We start from the raw sequence: 13,807 nt of genomic DNA on the forward strand, positions 1-13,807 counted from the left end.
ATAACTCATGTTGAGAAAGAATTTTATTGGTAAATCCCCAATAAATTTGTTGTTTATTTTTGAAGTATTAGGCTTACTACTACTTTTTGTTTATCAAGGGAAGAACTTAGATAAATTTACTTTAATGACAGGTATCGGCCTAGTGCTAATTATATATATTTCTAATTATATCCTTATTAAGTTTTCATCTGGAGATAACTATATATTTTTGATTGTTACCATGCTTTTATCAATAGGAATTATTATGATTTATAGGATTGATGAAGGGCTAGGTATTAAACAATTGATATGGATATCTGTGGGTATTATTGTTTATTTTACTACATATTTTCTTTTAAAATATATTAAAGGTTGGCAAAATTGGATTTATCTTTATATATCAGGAGCATATATTCTATTTCTATTGACATTTGCTCTAGCCAGTAGAAAAGGAGGAGCTCTAAATTGGATTGAGATAGGAGGGATTTCTTTTCAACCTGCTGAGATTACAAAACTCTTAATAATTTTTTTATTAAGTGCATATTATTCTAACGGGACAAAGATGAAAGAGATTAAAAATTCATCCTATTATTTAATGGGAATTATCTATTCCTATATTATTCTATTATTTTTACAGCGAGACTTAGGTACTGCTTTGATTTTTTATGCTATTTTTATTGTATTGCAATTTATTTATGAAGAAAATAGAAGGCTTTTGTTAATGAATATTGGTTTATTTGCCATAGGTGGTACATTAGGATATTTAATATTTGATCATGTTAAGATTAGATTTCAATCTTGGCTTAATCCATGGGAATATATTCAAAGTCAAGGGTATCAAATAACACAATCGTTATTTGCAATAGCTGAAGGTGGTTTTTTTGGTAAGGGGCTTGGGTTAGGTCATCCAGATTTTATTCCTGTGGTTTACACAGATTTTATTTTTTCAGCTATCTGTGAAGAAATGGGCATATTCACAGGTATTGGAATTATTATGTTATTTATGATCTTAGTATATAGGGGCTTTAAAATCGCTATTTCTCAAGATAATTTATTTTATAAGAATCTTGCTCTAGGAATAAGCACTTTATTTGGGATACAAGCTTTTATTATTTTAGGTGGTGTACTTAAAATGATACCTCTTACTGGACTTACTTTGCCCTTTATTAGTTATGGAGGTAGCTCAATGCTATCAAACTTTATTGCCCTTGGAATATTACAAAGATGCTCTGAGGAAATAGAGATTAAGGAGGTTAGCAATGAGCAAGGAGACTAAAAGAATAATCGTTGTCTTAATTGGATTTTGTTTTATGTTTATTTCTTTGATTGTTTATATAAGCTATTTTCAAGTATTTCAAGCCAATACAATAAAAAATAATAGCTATAATAAAAGACTATGGATTAATGAAGAGTCAATTTTAAGAGGCTCTATATTAGATAGGAATGGAAAGGTTTTAGTATATAGCGAGAAAAAGGATGATTTATATAACAGATATTATTTATTTGGAAGGTTATACAGTCATGTCATAGGATATAGTTATCGTGAATATGGTAAGACTGGTCTAGAACTTCAGTATAACAATACCTTATTAAACATAAATGAAAATGCAGCTATTAATGAAATAAAAAATATAGTAGCTCCTACAACGGAAGGTAATAGTATTAAGTTAACAATAGATCATGAACTTCAAGCCAAGGCTAGAACCTTGCTAAAGGGGAAAAAGGGTGCAATAGTAGCTATGAACCCTACTACAGGGGAAGTATATGCTATGGTAAGCTTACCAGATTTTGATGCATCAAATTTAAGGGAAGACTGGAAGGCAATATCTGAAAGTCCAGATAGCCCTCTAGTTAATAGAGCCACTCAGGGCTTATATCCTCCAGGTTCTATATTTAAAATTATACCTACAATAGCTGCACTTAATATGGAAGAATTGAATAAATCCTATGAATGTACTGGTAACACAAATATTAATGGATATATATTTAATGACTATCAAGGTAAAGCTCATGGTAGTATTGATTTAACTCAAGCATTGGTTAAATCTTGTAATACTTACTTTACCGAAAAAGCTATAGAAATTGGTAAAGATAATTTAGGTAGTGTAGCTGAAAAATTTCTGATAAACCATACTATACCCTTTGATATACCTACTAAAAAGTCACAATTTCCATACAAAGAAAACATGGGTGAAACAGATATTGCAGCTTCTGCAATTGGTCAAGGAAAGGTATTAGTTACACCATTAAATATGGCACTTATGGTTTCCGCAATAGGAAATCGAGGGGAAATTGTTGAACCAACCCTTATAAAAGAGGTAATTTCAAAGAATGGAAAAATAACAAAATCAAACTTACAACAAACACTTTCTCAGGCTACTGATGCTTTAACAGCTAATGAATTAAAAGATATGATGGTAGAAGTTATTAATGTGGGAACAGGAACAAATGCAAAGATTAAAAATATAAAAGTAGCAGGTAAAACTGGTACCGCAGAAAATACTTCTGGAAAATCCCATGCTTGGTTTGTTGGATTTGCACCTGCTGATGAACCTAAGGTAGCAGTTGCGGTTATATTAGAGGAAGAAGGATCCACAGGTGGGAAATCTGCGGCTCCAATTGCTAAGGATATTATGAATTATGTAATAAATAATATCAATGATTAAAGGGAGGTAATAAGATGGCAAGTAACAATGAAATACTTGAAAGAAAAGATGTCCCAAAAGATCAACAATGGGATTTGGAGTCAATGTTTGTTGATTTCAGTGAATGGGAAGAATCATTTAATAAAGCTAAAGAAATGGCTAGAAGTTTCGAATCCTATAAAGGACAAGTAGTATCTAGTAGTAAAAGTCTTTATAAAACTTTAACAGATATGGGTGAGTTAATTAGACTTACTGAGCATCTGTATTCATATGCTCATATGAAATTAGATGAGGATACAAGAGAGGGAAGTTCTCAAGCTTTATCAGATAGAGGATTGGGCTTATATGTAGAAGTAGGGGAGAAGGTTTCATTTGTTGAACCAGAGATTTTAACAATGGAAGCAAGTACATTAGAAAAATATTATGAAGAAGAACCAAAATTAAATATATATAGAAAACATATTGACAATATTATGAGACAAAAAGCTCATGTTTTATCTGCTAGAGAAGAATCTATATTAGCTCAATTAGGAGAAGTAGAAAACTCACCACAAAAGATATTTTCAATGTTAAATAATGCAGATATTAAGTTCCCTACAATTAAAGATGCAGATGGAAAAGATGTTGAGATTACTCATGGCAATTTTATTCCACTTATGGAATCCCCTAATAGGGATGTAAGAAAAGCTGCATTTGAAGCTCTATATACTACCTATAAAGGATTCAAAAATACTTTTGCAGCTTCCTTAAATGGAGATTTAAAGAAGAACATTTTTAATGCAAATGTAAGAAATTATAAATCAAGTAGGGAAGCATCTTTAGATAGAAATAATGTATCATTGTCTGTATATGATAACTTAATTAAATCCATTCATAATAACTTAGATAGTATGTATAAGTACATGGATATTAGAAAGAGAGCTTTAGGAGTAGAAGAATTGCATATGTATGATCTATATACTCCAATAGTTAAAGATGCAGATTTTAAGATACCTTATAAAGAAGGAGTAGAATTAGTCAAAAAAGCATTAATTCCACTTGGTGAAGAATATATGCAAGTAGTTGAAGAAGGATTCAGTTCAAGATGGATAGATATTTATGAAAATAGAGGAAAGAGATCTGGTGCTTATTCCGGTGGATCATATGACTCTAAGCCATTTATTCTATTAAACTACCATGATACATTAGATAATGTATTCACAACGGCTCATGAACTAGGGCATTCAATCCATAGTTATTTTACTAGAAAGACTCAACCTTATGTTTATGGAGATTATTCCATATTTGTTGCAGAAGTTGCATCTACAGCAAACGAATCTTTACTAATAGATTATATGTTGAAGAATGTAAAAGATAAGAATGAAAAATTATATCTTTTAAATCATTATCTAGAAAGCTTTAGAACTACAGTATTTAGACAAACTATGTTTGCAGAATTTGAAATGATAATAAATGAATATCTCGAAGCTGGAGGAGCATTAACAGCAGATTATTTATGCGAAACTTACAAAAAAATAAATGAACTTTATTATGGACCGAATATAGTTGTAGATGAAGAAATTTCAATGGAATGGGCGAGAATACCTCATTTCTACTACAATTACTATGTATTCCAATATGCAACAGGTTTCTCAGCAGCAGTTGCATTATCAGAAAAAATATTAGAAGAAGGCAAACCAGCAGTAGATAGATATATTAACTTTTTAAAGAGTGGAAGCTCAGATTATCCTATAAATGTGTTGAAGACTGCAGGAGTAGATATGACGACAGAAGAACCAGTAAATAATGCAATGAAATTATTTAGCAAACTAGTTGATGAGATGGATAAGTTAATATAGATTTAGATAACCCCATTATGGTAGATATAATGGGGTTTAGTTATTATAAGAATTTACTCTTTAGGTTATTCCAGTACATGTCCTTATCAAAGTTCAATCTAGTAATAGTTTTATCTGATAACTTGAGGTCAATAGATTTTATATTATTGTATTTAAATTCAATTCCGTCATTTATTAATAAAATTGAATTTTCATATCTTAATTCTGGTCTAATAGATATTACAATATCTCCTGGAACTACAGCACTATTTGGCAAAGATCTATAAGCCTTAGAACTAATAGGTGAGAGTGGAGTAAGCTGTAAAGTCTTTAGGGAGGGATATATAATGCTTCCACCACTGGAAAAGTTGTATGCAGTAGATCCAACAGGAGTTGATATTATAACTCCATCACCGCTAAATCTTTCAAGATGGTTGTTATCTAAGAAAATTTCCAGATGAACTACCTTAGATTTTATACCTTTAACTACTATTTCATTAACACCAGTCAAGAAAAATGATTTGTCTTTAGTGTAAATAGTTGCACTGACTAGAGATATTTTCTCTTCCACATAATCCTTGTCAATATACTTACTAATAAATTCATCAATATGTTCTGGCAGTATCTCTTGAAAGAAACCTAAATGACCAGTATTAATTCCAACAAAAGGAATCCTTGGAAATCTATTTCGATGAACTGCTCTTAGAAAGGCACCATCACCGCCTACACAAATATTAAGTTCTGCGTCATAGCTGTATTTCTCCGGTATAGTGAAATCTCTATTTTTAAGCTTTTCAATTAATAGCTGTGATGTTTTTCTTGATTCAAAATTGCTGTTTGAAATTACATTAATTATTCTGTTGTTGGTAATATTCACAAATTAACCCCCCAATTGGTTTTGGACTTTTAAAAATTATATAATCTGATATAATTAGCTTAGGTATATTATATAATAAAAGCACATAAAATTGGAGGAAATTATGAATTTGTTTGAAGAAAATGAAAGTACTGTTATTTTCAAAGTTAAAGAAGATAAGTTAGATTTGGAAAACTTTCTTATAAGCAAAGAGTTATCTGGAAGATTAATTAGAAGGTTATATAAAGAAAAAAAAATCTATGTTAATGGTAAATTTGTGAGAAAGGGTAGTATACTTAATATAGGAGATTTGGTATCCATTTATATGGATGATGAAATAGAGAATACCACAGCTGAAAAAATGGATATAGATATTGTTTACGAAGACTTTGACCTTTTAATATTAAATAAGCAACCGAATATTGTAGTTCATCCTACGAAGTCCCACCAAGAAAATACCTTATCCAATGGTATTGCCTATTATTTTCAAGAAAAGGGAATAAAAAAGAAAATTAGATTTGTAAACAGATTAGATATGGACACTACCGGTATACTAATAGTTGCCAAGAATCCTTTTGCCCATCAACAGATGGCATTGCAATTTGAATCTAATGAAGTAGAAAAAAAGTATCAGGCAATAGTTTCAGGAGCTGTAGAAAAGGAGCAGGCTTTTATTAATTTTCCAATTGGTAGAGAAGAAGATAGGAGTATTAGAAAAACAGTAATAGAAAATGGTCAAGAGGCTTTAACTAAATATACCCTCATAGAAAGATATAACAATGCTTCTTTCCTTGATGTTCAAATATTTACAGGTAGATCTCACCAAATAAGAGTTCATCTAGAGTATATAGGTCATCCAATAATAGGTGATACTTTGTATAATGAAGAAAGCCCTTATATTAATAGGCAAGCTCTTCATTCATATTATTTAAAAATAAAACATCCAAGAACAGGACAATTTATGGAGTTTATTGCTCCGTTACCAAAAGATATGAAAGAATTAATTAACCAGCTAAAGAATAAGTAAATACTTATTCTTTAGCTGGTTTTTCTATAATTTCAATTTTATTATTTTCCTTCTTAGGTGTATTCAGTGCCTTAAATATTTCCATCATTTTAGCCATTTCTTTTATTTTATCATTATCCATTTTATTGTCGTTACTCATTAGTGGACCAATTAAGTTCATCAGAGAATTTGGATCTTTTAAGCCTTCTTGGTTGCTCATGACAGAGTTAAGCATAGTAAACATAGTTTTGTACTTATCCATATTTATAATTAAATCTATTACTGTTCCTACATTATTTACATCTGATTTAGGTACTTCCTTTTGTATAGTTCCTATTATTTTACTTATTCTTTCCTTATTGTTTGCAACAGGGATAGGTTTTTCCACATATCTATACTCATCATTTTGCATAAAATTAACCAATTCATTAATTTTAATTAATTTTTCAGTAAATAATATTGATTTATTTATCAAAGGTATGTAATCTTCGGGAAAATAAGGTCCTATTTTTTTTACAACATTAATTTTCTCAACAGTATACTTAGGGTTTAGTTCAATAGTATTTATAAACTTTCCAAATGTATTTAAGCTAGAGAATTCAATGTCTTTATTTTTTCCCATGAAAAGTATTATCATCATTATCAAGAATTTGTTTTCCAATATTAGCCCCCCTAAATTATAAGATATAATATTTAGTATATGCTAAAGCGAAGTAATAGTTACCCCTTGATTTAGTAATATATTTACTCATAACTTCATACAATAAAGATAAAAGAGAGGAGGTAATATAGTGAAAGATAAACATATAAAAAAAATAATTGATAATATTGAGGAGTATAATCCTAGTGAAGCGGAGGTATTAATGATTGGCAATTTTGCAGATAAGTACAAAGATAAATCGGAAGAAGATATATTTGTTGAGATAATAAAAGTAAAGAGTGAAATGGAGGATCAAATTAGTGAGGAACAATTTGAGACAATACTTAGCAAATTAGATAGTATTAGACCAATGTTATCAGATGAACAGAATGAAAAATTGGATAAGGTTTTAGAAATGCTGAATAATAACAAATAATTTAAAAAAATGGATCTTTTAAGATCCATTTTTTTAAATTATTCTAGGTTAATTTACAAATGTAGGAAATGGACATTAAGCTATATTGGTGTTATAATTTATATACATTATGTAAACCTAAGGAGGTTTTTATGAAATTTAATAGTAAAGTTAAAATACTTTTATGTATAATTATTTCAATAGTAATATTATTAGTTGGATTATACTTTTTCAAAGCTAAGAGCAAAGCTGAAGAGATTAGCTATCCATTGTTTCTAAATCATGTAGAAAAGGGCTTGGTTGATGAAGTTTTACTATCCAATAGCGGGAAGATAAAGGTAAAACTTAAGAATGGGAACGATATTATCACTGATAACCCTAGAACTGAGAATTTTAAAGAGGAACTGCTATTATATAATGTAAAAGTCATAGAGAATGAAATTACTTTAAATGAAGGGATTCCTATTATATTACTAGTAGCAGGAATGGGTTTAATGGCATATTATCTAAATAAAAATACATCTAAGCAAGCTGAAAAAGAAATGTCAGATATGTCAAAGATGGATGCGTTAAATTCCTCCACTACAATAAATTTCAAAGATGTGGCAGGGAACGAAGAGGCTAAAGAATCTTTAATGGATATGGTTGATTTTATAAAGAATCCAGAAGTATATAATAACTATGGAGCAAGATTGCCTAGAGGGGTACTACTATATGGAGCACCAGGAACAGGAAAAACACTTTTAGCGAAAGCTATGGCAGGAGAAGCAGGAGTACCATTTTATGCTGTATCAGGCTCAGATTTTGTACAAGTATATGCAGGAGTTGGTGCTAGTCGTATAAGAGAACTATTTAAGAAGGCAAAAGAAACTGGTAAATCAGTTATTTTTATTGATGAGATTGATTCTCTTGGGAAAAAGAGAAAATCCGGTGATAATCCTTCAGGTAGTGAAGAAGGGGATAGAACTCTAAATGCTTTGTTAACAGAGATGTCAGGATTTAATGAAAATGATGGTATAATTGTTGTAGCTGCAACTAATAGAATAGACATACTAGATGAAGCTTTACTTAGACCAGGGAGATTTGATAGACAAGTGGAAGTTTCTTTACCAGATGTTAATGGTAGATTTAAAATACTAGAACTGCATAGTAAGAATAAACCTGTTGCAAAGAATGTAGATTTGAAAAAATTAGCTTTGGAGACTATATATTTTAGTGGTGCTAAACTAGAAAATCTAATGAATGAATCTGCAATTATTGCAGTAAAAGAAAAATCAAAAGAAATAACAAAGGATCATATTAACAAAGCCTATTATTCTGTTTTAGTCGGGGATGAAAAGAAAGATAGATCTGGAATAAGCCATATAGATAAAGAAATAACAGCTTACCATGAAGCTGGACATGCTTTAGTTGCCAAACTAATAGCAAAAGACAATAGGGTAACTAAGGTGAGTATAATACCTAGTACAAGGGGAATGGGAGGATTTAGCTTAAATATTCCTCCTGATAAGATGTATCAAACCAAGAAAGACATAATATCAAGTATAATGATAGCACTTGGTGGAAGGGCAGCCGAAGAGATTATATATAGTAAAGAAGATATAACTACAGGTGCTTCATCTGATTTGGAAAAAGCTACAGATATGACTTTATCCATGATTGGAGTATATGGAATGGATGAGACTATAGGACTCTTGAACTATAATGTATTATCTAATAAAAATCTTGATGATGGAGCATTGCTAATCAGAGCTAAAGAAATTTTAGATAATCTTTACTCAGAAACAATCACTCTTTTAATGAATCATAGAAAAGAACTAGAGTCATTGACAATCAATCTTATAGAAAAAGAAGTATTAAATGAGGAAGAAATAAACAACATACTTTCCAAGATATAGTATGAAAATTCAACTTATATTAACTTGAAAAATCAAATAAAAAAGTGTATAATAGAATTATAAAGATTCTGTGGTGTGCGTTGGCTATGATAATTCAACCGACATAACAGACATGGGTGTCTGAGTTTATTATTGGATAACAAGCCCCTTTTAGGGGAAGTTAGAAGATAATAACAGGAACCCCCCTTTTAAAAAAGGCGGGCATGAATTAGATTAGATGACGGCATTATGGATATTTAAATCCTCTTAAGGTTAACCCTAAGAGGATTTTTTATTAGATATTTATTTTTCAAATCAATTTGTTAAATAATATTAGCTTAGTAAAAGCTACTCTTGAAATGCTTCTTTGTACTGAAGTTTATATAAATCATAATACATTCCTTCTTGAGCTAGCAGTCTTTGATGATTACCACTTTCCTTAATGACCCCATTACTTAAGACAATAATATTATCTGCGTGCTGTATAGTTGAAAGCCTATGGGCAACAGCAATAGTGGTTCTGTTTTTAATCAATTTTTGTAAAGCATCTTGTATTAATAGTTCAGTTTCTGTATCTATACTGGAAGTAGCTTCATCTAATATTAATATAGCAGGATTATATGCTAGTGTTCGTGCAAATGCAAGAAGCTGTCTTTCACCAGAGGATAAAGTAGAGCCTCTTTCCATAACTGGCTCCTTATATTTATGTGGTAATTTATCTATAAAATAATGAGCATTTACATGTTTTGATACTTCTATTACCTTATCATCAGGTATTTCCAAATTGTTTAAACGAATATTTTCTTCTATTGTACCTGTGAACAAAAATACATCTTGCAATACAACTCCAATATTCTCTCTTAACTGAAATTTATCATAATTTCTAATATTAATACCGTCTATTAATATTTCTCCTCGTTGTATATCATAAAACCTAGTAATAAGATTAATAATAGAAGATTTTCCTGCGCCTGTTGCACCAACAAAAGCCACAGTTTCCCCTGGATTAATTGTAAAGCTAATATCTTTCAATACCCAATTATCAGAGTCGTATGCAAACCAAACATTTTTGAACTCGATTTTACCTTTCATATGATTTATATTAATTGGAGTTTTTGGATTTTCTATTATACTATTATCATCTAGTACACTGAAAATTCTTTCACTAGATGCCATAGCTGACTGGAGTATATTATATTTCTCAGTTAGATCAAGAATTGGTTCAAAGAATTTTTGTAGATAATCTATAAATGCATATAATACTCCAAATTCAATAGCATTAGATATAACTTTTCCGCCTCCAAAGTATATTAGAACTGCAATACCTAAAGAACGCACCACTTCAATGGAAGGTCTAAAGATAGCAAATAAAGTTATTTCTTTTTTGGATGTATCTAAATAATCTGCATTTATACTATCAAATTGATATGCCATCTTATTTTCCTTTTTAAAGATTTGAATAATTCTCATTCCAGTAATATTTTCATTCAATGTGGAATTGATTTTAGCTAATTGAGATTTACCTACTCTATAAATAACTCTAATCTTATTTCTAAATATTATTGATGCTATTAAAATAAAAGGGACTAAGGCAAAAGACAGTAATGCCAGTGTTACATCCATATTAATCATAACGAAAACAATACCAACTAAAATAAATAGATCTTTAAAGAGGTTTACCAATACACCAGTATACATTTCATTAAGGGTTTCTGTATCATTTGTTACTCGAGTAACAAGTCTGCCAATTGGATTTCTATCAAAATAAGAAATAGAGAGGCTTTGAATATGTGAGAATACCTCTTGTCTTATATTGAATACTATTTTTTGCGAAGTATAATTAAGTATGAGTACTTGTAAATAGTTAAATATAAAGGCTAGTATGATAGAAAGTAAAAATATAATAGATACACTATTTATACCTTTAATATCTAATTCTCTAAAATTCATATAAGATTCATTGTCCAGTAGAATTCTATTTGATATGGATTCTTCATTAATGGAACCTAAGTAATAGTCACCATCTTCTTGAACAATATTAACCAAAGGGTAAGAATTTATCAAATTTCGATGGTTTTCATCTATAGTATCAACTCTTACATAATTATTTCCATTAAAGATAACGCCTTCATAGGGTGAATCTATTTCCATTTCATACATTGATTTTTTATATCCTGTTAAATGCTCATCTATAGTAATCTTAACTAGATAAGGTCTTAAAAGCTCTAGACCCGTAGCTACAACCATCATTATGATAGCTATTGAAAGGTAAATCCAATAGGGTTTAGCATATTTTAATAGTCGCTTCATAAGTCTTGAATCATAAGCCTTACCCAATATCTCATCATCATGAAAATCATTGCTCATAGTAATCCTCCTTAATCATTAATTAGTTTTTCTTCTAGTAGTTGCTTTTCGTATAAATCCGCGTATAGACCATTAAGTGCTAGAAGGTAAGAGTGAGTTCCTCTTTCAACGATCTTTCCATCGGACAAGAAAATTATCTCATCACAATTTTTTACAGTAGATATTCTGTGACTTATAATAATTGTAGTTCTTGTATTCATGATCTTACCTAAATTCTTAAGTATATTCTCCTCAGTTTCTGTATCTACGGCTGACAAACTATCATCTAGTACAAGAACTGAAGGTTCCTTAATTATTGCACGAGCAATGGAGGTTCTTTGTTTTTGGCCGCCAGATAATGTAACACCTCTCTCACCTAATATAGTTTGAAATTGGTTGGGAAACTCTATGATATTATCATAGACTTCTGCTAGTTGAGCTGCTTCAATGACTTTATCATAGGATGTAGATTCATCAAAACCAAATCCTATATTAGCTTCAATTGTTGAGGAAAACAGGAAGTTATCTTGAGGTACATAGCCAATATTTTCTCTAAGGGATTTAAGGGAAATTTCTTTAATATCAATATTATCAAATGATATACTCCCATCTTCAATATCATAAAGTCTTAATAATAGGTTTACAATGGTTGTTTTCCCACTACCGGTTCTACCCACTATTGCTAATGATTTTCCTTGATCTATGGAAAAACTTAGATTTTCAAGGGCATAAGTCTCTGAACCTGGATATTTAAAACTAACATTTTCAAATTTAACTATTCCTTTAGCCTTATCTAAGGAAATAGGATTTATAGGTTCTGGTATATCTGATACTTCATTTAAGATAGTATTAATTCTCTCCATAGATGCAGAACCCCTCTGTAAAATATTAATGACCCATCCCAATGCCATCATTGGCCAAATTAACAGTCCTAAGTATGAATTAAAAGCAATAAAATCGCCTAAAGTAATCCTATTCAATATAACTTCTTTACCGCCAAAAAAAATAACTAAGAGAAAACTAACTGAAGATATAAATTGTATAAATGGATGAAAGGTTCCTGAAACTAGGACTAAATCTAGATTCTTCTTTAAATTGTCATTATTTACTTCTGAAAACTTATTCAGTACTAATTCCTCTTGAACAAAAGATTTTATAACTCTAATACCAGAAAAACTCTCCTGAGTTGTATCTGTAAGGTCAGAAAATGACTCTTGAACAATTCTAAATCTCTTATGTATTATCTTTCCAAACTTACTTACAAATAAAAAAATAAAGGGTAAGGTAAATAATGCGATAGCAGTTAGTTTAATATTTGTAGTACGGGCCATCATAACAAATGAAAGAATGGTCATAAAACTAGAATCTACTATCATCATTATTCCCTGACCCATTGCCATTCTAACTGCATTAACATCATTAGTGGCATGAGCCATTAAGTCACCAGTTTTATGGGTATTAAAGTAGTTTGGTGAAAGTGTTAACAAATGATTAAATATCCTTTTTCTTAGATAATATTCAAGAGTACGGGAGGTACCAAAAATATAGATTCTCCAAGAATACCTACCAACACCAATAATTACACCGGTTAAGATAGTTAATAGTACATAATTTAATATTCTACTTGAACTTAAAGTGTTATTCTGAAAATCATTTGTCAGATTTCTAAAAATCTGGGGAACAACAAGCTGAACAGAATCAATAATTAAAAGCCAAAACACACCAATCAAATACTTCCATTTGTGTTTAGATACAAAGTCTTTTAGCGTCAGAAAAGATCTCATATTTTTTGTAATCTCCTTTTTTATATTTTTCACTAACATTTCGATACTCAAAACAAATTACCTATTATTATTATAATGTAAATTATAATAATTTACAGTAGTAAATAAATTATTTAATTATAAAGTATAAAAGTACTCATATTGTGGGACAATTACTTATAAGAAATGTGTGTAATTAAAATTAGGAGGTAAAGAAATTGGAATTAACAACAAAAGAACTTGTAAAAAAGATGATATTAGATTCACAAGAGATGGTAAGAGATTATGAAGTTCATTCAAAAAAAGTCAATGATACAGAAGTAGCAGACATATTTAAAAAATTTGCAGAAGAATGTGGATACCAAGCAGCAGAGCTCCAAAAAATATTGAAAGAAAAATTCTAAGAGATATAAGTTTTTTATGCATATATTTATATTTTGATTATAAGTCCTAATTTTGGGTA

At 29.8% G+C, this 13,807-nt stretch carries 11 protein-coding genes and 1 other RNA gene; 8 read left to right on the plus strand and 4 right to left on the minus strand.

Annotated elements, in window-relative coordinates; all coding sequences use genetic code 11:
• The first annotated feature begins 7 nt into the window (after window positions 1–7).
• The 3 genes from RIN63_RS11950 to pepF are packed head-to-tail and all read left to right on the plus strand — an operon-like array spanning window position 8 to window position 4,462.
• Window positions 8–1,255, plus strand: a complete 1,248-nt coding sequence (locus RIN63_RS11950) for an FtsW/RodA/SpoVE family cell cycle protein (protein ID WP_310444962.1) — start codon at window positions 8–10, stop codon at window positions 1,253–1,255.
• A complete protein-coding gene (locus RIN63_RS11955) occupies window positions 1,239–2,645 on the plus strand; it encodes a penicillin-binding transpeptidase domain-containing protein (RefSeq protein WP_310444963.1) in 1,407 nt (468 codons plus the stop codon). Before RIN63_RS11950 ends, RIN63_RS11955 begins: the two co-directional genes overlap by 17 nt.
• A gap of 14 nt (window positions 2,646–2,659) precedes the next feature.
• Complete coding sequence (pepF, locus tag RIN63_RS11960; RefSeq protein ID WP_310444964.1) at window positions 2,660–4,462, plus strand: oligoendopeptidase F; 1,803 nt, start codon at window positions 2,660–2,662, stop codon at window positions 4,460–4,462.
• Window positions 4,463–4,505: 43 nt separating this feature from the next.
• On the opposite strand, the gene RIN63_RS11965 is transcribed toward pepF, so the two are convergent.
• Window positions 4,506–5,318 carry an NAD(+)/NADH kinase gene (locus RIN63_RS11965; protein WP_310444965.1) on the minus strand — a complete coding sequence of 271 codons (813 nt, stop codon included), beginning with the start codon at window positions 5,316–5,318 and terminating at the stop codon, window positions 4,506–4,508.
• 103 nt (window positions 5,319–5,421) lie between these two features.
• Between RIN63_RS11965 and RIN63_RS11970 the strand changes: the two genes are divergently transcribed.
• On the plus strand, window positions 5,422–6,324 hold the full coding sequence (locus RIN63_RS11970; RefSeq protein WP_310444966.1) for an RluA family pseudouridine synthase: 903 nt from the start codon (window positions 5,422–5,424) through the stop codon (window positions 6,322–6,324).
• A 4-nt stretch (window positions 6,325–6,328) separates the two neighbouring features.
• Here RIN63_RS11970 and RIN63_RS11975 read toward each other — a convergent pair whose 3' ends face one another.
• Window positions 6,329–6,964, minus strand: a complete 636-nt coding sequence (locus RIN63_RS11975; protein ID WP_310444967.1) for a hypothetical protein — start codon at window positions 6,962–6,964, stop codon at window positions 6,329–6,331.
• Between the two features lie 130 nt (window positions 6,965–7,094).
• Between RIN63_RS11975 and RIN63_RS11980 the strand changes: the two genes are divergently transcribed.
• The 3 genes from RIN63_RS11980 to ssrS all read left to right on the plus strand — a co-directional run bounded on the left by RIN63_RS11980 (window position 7,095) and on the right by ssrS (window position 9,495).
• Complete coding sequence (locus tag RIN63_RS11980; RefSeq protein ID WP_310444968.1) at window positions 7,095–7,379, plus strand: hypothetical protein; 285 nt, start codon at window positions 7,095–7,097, stop codon at window positions 7,377–7,379.
• Window positions 7,380–7,510: 131 nt separating this feature from the next.
• Window positions 7,511–9,256, plus strand: coding sequence for an ATP-dependent metallopeptidase FtsH/Yme1/Tma family protein (locus RIN63_RS11985; protein WP_310444969.1), 1,746 nt, complete (start codon window positions 7,511–7,513; stop codon window positions 9,254–9,256).
• 62 nt (window positions 9,257–9,318) lie between these two features.
• Window positions 9,319–9,495: non-coding RNA, 6S RNA (gene ssrS, locus RIN63_RS11990), on the plus strand.
• Between the two features lie 88 nt (window positions 9,496–9,583).
• Here the strand turns inward: ssrS and RIN63_RS11995 are convergent.
• Entirely contained in the window at window positions 9,584–11,602 is a 2,019-nt protein-coding gene (locus RIN63_RS11995) for an ABC transporter ATP-binding protein (RefSeq protein ID WP_310444970.1), read from the minus strand.
• An 11-nt stretch (window positions 11,603–11,613) separates the two neighbouring features.
• Window positions 11,614–13,365: an ABC transporter ATP-binding protein gene (locus tag RIN63_RS12000; protein WP_310444971.1), complete on the minus strand. Its 1,752-nt coding sequence runs from the start codon at window positions 13,363–13,365 to the stop codon at window positions 11,614–11,616.
• 197 nt (window positions 13,366–13,562) lie between these two features.
• Here RIN63_RS12000 and RIN63_RS12005 point away from each other — a divergent pair, with 197 nt between their 5' ends.
• Entirely contained in the window at window positions 13,563–13,748 is a 186-nt protein-coding gene (locus RIN63_RS12005) for a hypothetical protein (RefSeq protein WP_310444972.1), read from the plus strand.
• The last annotated feature ends 59 nt before the right edge of the window (window positions 13,749–13,807 follow it).

Origin of the sequence: Tissierella sp., from assembly GCF_031460495.1 — a bacterium.
Taxonomy (GTDB): Bacteria; Bacillota; Clostridia; order Tissierellales; family Tissierellaceae; genus JAVKTS01.

Bases quoted from the DNA above. Each gene is read 5' to 3' on its own strand.
- RIN63_RS11970 (WP_310444966.1), top strand. From the start codon at position 5,422: ATGAATTTGTTTGAAGAAAATGAAAGTACTGTTATTTTCAAAGTTAAA.
- pepF (WP_310444964.1), top strand. From the start codon at position 2,660: ATGGCAAGTAACAATGAAATACTTGAAAGAAAAGATGTCCCAAAAGAT.
- RIN63_RS12000 (WP_310444971.1), bottom strand. From the start codon at position 13,365: ATGAGATCTTTTCTGACGCTAAAAGACTTTGTATCTAAACACAAATGG.
- RIN63_RS11995 (WP_310444970.1), bottom strand. From the start codon at position 11,602: ATGAGCAATGATTTTCATGATGATGAGATATTGGGTAAGGCTTATGAT.
- RIN63_RS11985 (WP_310444969.1), top strand. From the start codon at position 7,511: ATGAAATTTAATAGTAAAGTTAAAATACTTTTATGTATAATTATTTCA.
- RIN63_RS11950 (WP_310444962.1), top strand. From the start codon at position 8: ATGTTGAGAAAGAATTTTATTGGTAAATCCCCAATAAATTTGTTGTTT.
- RIN63_RS11955 (WP_310444963.1), top strand. From the start codon at position 1,239: ATGAGCAAGGAGACTAAAAGAATAATCGTTGTCTTAATTGGATTTTGT.